Annotated in this window: 2 protein-coding genes and 1 pseudogene; all 3 read right to left on the bottom strand. The window is 41.6% G+C overall.

The window, feature by feature from the left end; translation table 11 throughout:
• Nucleotides 1-261 precede the first annotated feature (261 nt).
• Nucleotides 262-2277, bottom strand: a complete 2016-nt coding sequence (locus IQ242_RS19190; protein ID WP_193961063.1) for an ABC transporter ATP-binding protein — start codon at nt 2275-2277, stop codon at nt 262-264.
• Between the two features lie 32 nt (nt 2278-2309).
• Nucleotides 2310-3482 carry a glycosyltransferase gene (locus tag IQ242_RS27255; protein WP_193961062.1) on the bottom strand — a complete coding sequence of 391 codons (1173 nt, stop codon included), beginning with the start codon at nt 3480-3482 and terminating at the stop codon, nt 2310-2312.
• A gap of 106 nt (nt 3483-3588) precedes the next feature.
• Nucleotides 3589-3744 (bottom strand): annotated as a pseudogene (locus IQ242_RS19180) (transporter); the annotation flags it as partial.

The raw sequence follows: 3744 nt of genomic DNA, 5'->3' as shown, positions 1-3744 counted from the left end.
GGGTCACACCCTGCCCCCACGAAAAACTTTTTCAGCCAACCCTAAGTAGGGAGGCACAATTATTTGTAGGATGGGTTAGCGGTAGCGTAACCCATGCAGGCGTTGGGTTTCATGCTTCAACCCAACCTACGTTCTCTCTGACTTCTTGTTTTAAGATGGAGAATGAAACAGCCCTAGGGGGGCAGGGGGGTGGGGAAATAAATAATCAGTTTTTAATAACTGGATTTACTATGACAACAATTTTTGATTTTTGCAGGAGATCTATCGAGTCGAGGAATACTCGTAGTCTTCGATAATATGGAGAAGTCGCATAGCTGAACTACAGGATTCTTCTAAAATTTCCTGTTTCTCCTGAGAATCTTCGATTAAATCTTCAGATACTAGACGCAAAGAACCTAAAAGACTATTAAGACTGCTTCTCGCTTCGTAGGATAAATAAGCTTTTCTTTTTTGCTCATCTTCCCTATTCTTAGAGTCGGCCTCTTTGCTATCACTAAATTGCAGAGCGTGTAAACGAGCATAATGACCACCTTGAGCTAATAATTCCTCATGATTGCCGATTTCTGCCACTTTTCCCTTGTCCAGCACCACAATTTGATAGGCTTTTTGAACAGTGGAAAGACGGTGAGCGATCACAAGAGTAGTTCGCTCGCGACAGAGTTCATCGATCGCTTCCTGTACTAAACGCTCAGAAATTGTATCCAAAGCACTGGTGGCTTCATCGAGAATGAGAATATCCGGATCTCGCAGTAAGGCACGAGCGATCGCTAGTCTTTGTTTTTGTCCCCCCGAAAGTCTCACTCCCCGATCGCCAATTTCCGTATCCAGTCCTTCCGGCAGTTTGGAGATAAACTCGTAGGCATTCGCCCTTTTTGTCGCCTCTAAAATTTCTGCATCACTAACATCGCTTAATCCGTAGGCAATATTAAAACGGAGAGAATTATTAAAGAGAAAAGTGTCTTGACTGACTATTCCCATCGCTTTTCTCAAGGATTTGAGATCATAATCCCGTAAATCTTGACCGTCAAAAAGAATCCTCCCAGCTGTAGGATCATAAAAGCGTGGTAATAAATCAGCAATTGTCGATTTTCCCGCCCCCGAAGCACCAACAAGAGCGATCATTTTTCCTTTTGGAATCCAAATATCGATGCCCTTGAGAACTAATTCTTGATGACCGGGATAGGAAAATTGGACGTTATCAAAATGAATACCTGTCTCTAATCTTTGATAGGGAATAGAGCCATTGCTCATAAATGGTTTATTCTCTCGAATGAGAAAATCCGCTACCACCTCTACTGCGGAAACATCACCCAATAGACTACCCCTAGCACTGTTAATTTGACTAACTATCGGCAGGGCCCGGAAAAGTACATAGAGATAGGTCAATAAAATTGTCGCTAAAGCTTGCAGTTGTTCATTGAAAAGATAACGACCAGCAATGATAATTAAAGCAATAATAATTACCCCGCCGATCTCATTGAGCGGGGCGATTACAGCATTATTAGTCTGGGCATCTAAACCCGCTTTCTCCCTGGCTTCGATATCTTCCACAATAGATTCTAATTCGTATCTTTCATTGCCTACCGCTTTAATTAGGCGAATTCCCGTTAACAGTTCCAACAGTTTATTAGTTTGCTGTTTAGCCGTTAGGGTGATAATCTCTCCAAACTTTTTCGATCTCTTGACAAAGTATTGATTAAGCAGAGCTAAAAAGCAACCCAAAATACTAGAAAGAATAGTTAATTGCCAAGAAATTGATAATAAAATAGCCAAGTACATGAAAGCTGTGGCGATAATCTTAATCAGGTTTATGTAATTTCTAATTGATGCTACAGCCCGATTAATCTCGGACATAAAACGATTAAAAATATCTCCTATTTTACTTTTTACATAATAATCTATATCCACTTCTAGCAACAGAATAACTGAATCAATTCGCATATCTTTGGCCATAATCAAAGACAAGTAAGTGCCTAGCAAATTACTGACAAAATTGGTAATGTGCTTGAGAATTAAAATTAATAATATCGCCGCAAACATCCAGAAAAAACGAGTATCGACCGAGAAAACCTCGAAAAGGGAGAGCAGCTTTTTGATAATTTGGGGGGCATTTTTTAAAAGATCATTTTCGGGATTAATAAAAGAAATTAGTAAGGGGATAACTAAAACAGTTCCTACGCCATTAAATATGGTACTGACAAAGCCGATAACAATACTGGAAATCACTAATATCCAGTATTTAAGCGTATATTTAAGGAGAATTTGATTAGGATTCATCGCAAGTAATAAAGTAAATAGTCAACGGTCAACTAATATTTCCCTTCCAGAGAAGTAATTATGCCAGAGAGAGTTGTCGCCATGGCGGTGGTACTATAGGAGGCGATACAGCGCTCTCTCGCTTTTAGTCCTCGTGCATTAGCCGAGTCGAGATGATTAAAAACTTCGCTAATCATAGCAGCTAGTTGCTCTGGCGATCGAGGTTCGACTAAATAGCCAATATCAGCTAAAATTTCGGGAATATCTGCCACTTTAGTGGAAATAATCGGTTTAGCCATCGCCATACCATCGGTGAGTTTAATCGGAAATTGGGCGTTAGCCGTGGCTTCATCCCTCTGGGGAACGATAATAGCATGGGCAGCGGCGATAACTTCCGGCATTTGATCGATCGGTTGAGCAGGTAAATGAATTAACCAAGGTTGACCTTTTTCTAGCAAACTATCCAGATAGCCATCCCCGATTTGGCGACCTCCCACCACCACCAATTTAAAATCAGGATCAGCAATTTTATCTAAAGCGATTAAGACATCTTCTAAACCTTTGTGGGGTCTAGCTGTACCAGGGAACATTAAGACTTTATAGGCAGATAAACCGTATTTTTGACGACAAGCGACAGGATCGTAGAGATTGGGATCGAAAAGTTGCGTATCCTTGCCATTCGGTAAATAAATCCCCCCATAGCGCTTTTGCAAAAATTGATTATTAACCGTCACCGCATCAGCGCGGTTAATTAAATTTTCCATCCAACGCAGATAAAGAGGGTGATTCGGGTCCCTAAGCGCACCATTTTTTTTGAGGATATCCCTAGCCAATTGTCGGGGATGAGGACGATAGGACCATCGATCGCCACCAAACCAACTCATTTCCCAATCGTCAATATCGAGAATTAGGGGACGTGGGAAAAAAAAACGTTTCAGTAAACCGATGCCGAAACTGGTGGGACGGGGTTTAACCGCGTAGATAATCTCTCCGGAGAGGCGATCGAGTAAAGTTTTGATCTGGCCAAAAAACTGGGGATAATTATTGCCTTTGACCGATACCAGGGGTAAATTCCCCGGTGGGGTGGGATAGATTTCCCGGCCAAAAATCGGACCATAGACCGTCACCTGACAGTTTAGCTGTTGCAAGACTTGAGCAATCAAATAGACTCTTGTGCCACCACCACCGGATAAATCTGGTGCTAAAACAGAGATTTTTTTGTTCACGATCGCCGATCAATCCAGATTATCTAGCACGATAGGAGAATGTTAATCAATGTTAACGATTTTGTCAATCTTAAACGGACTTAACATTAATCCCCCCAGAGATAGACTAGACAAAGAAAACTAACATATACATAGCCGAGACGACTAACTGAGTAAACATCACTGGTAAACCGTAGCGCAGGAAGGTATGAAAACTAATTTTGCCCCCGGGTTGTTCGGCGATTCCGGCGGCGACAAGATTAGAAGAGGCCCCCACTAAAGT

Origin of the sequence: Microcystis sp. LEGE 08355 (assembly GCF_015207185.1) — a bacterium.
Lineage (GTDB): Bacteria > Cyanobacteriota > Cyanobacteriia > Cyanobacteriales > Microcystaceae > Microcystis > Microcystis panniformis.
This window is presented reverse-complemented; position numbering and strand designations above follow the sequence as displayed.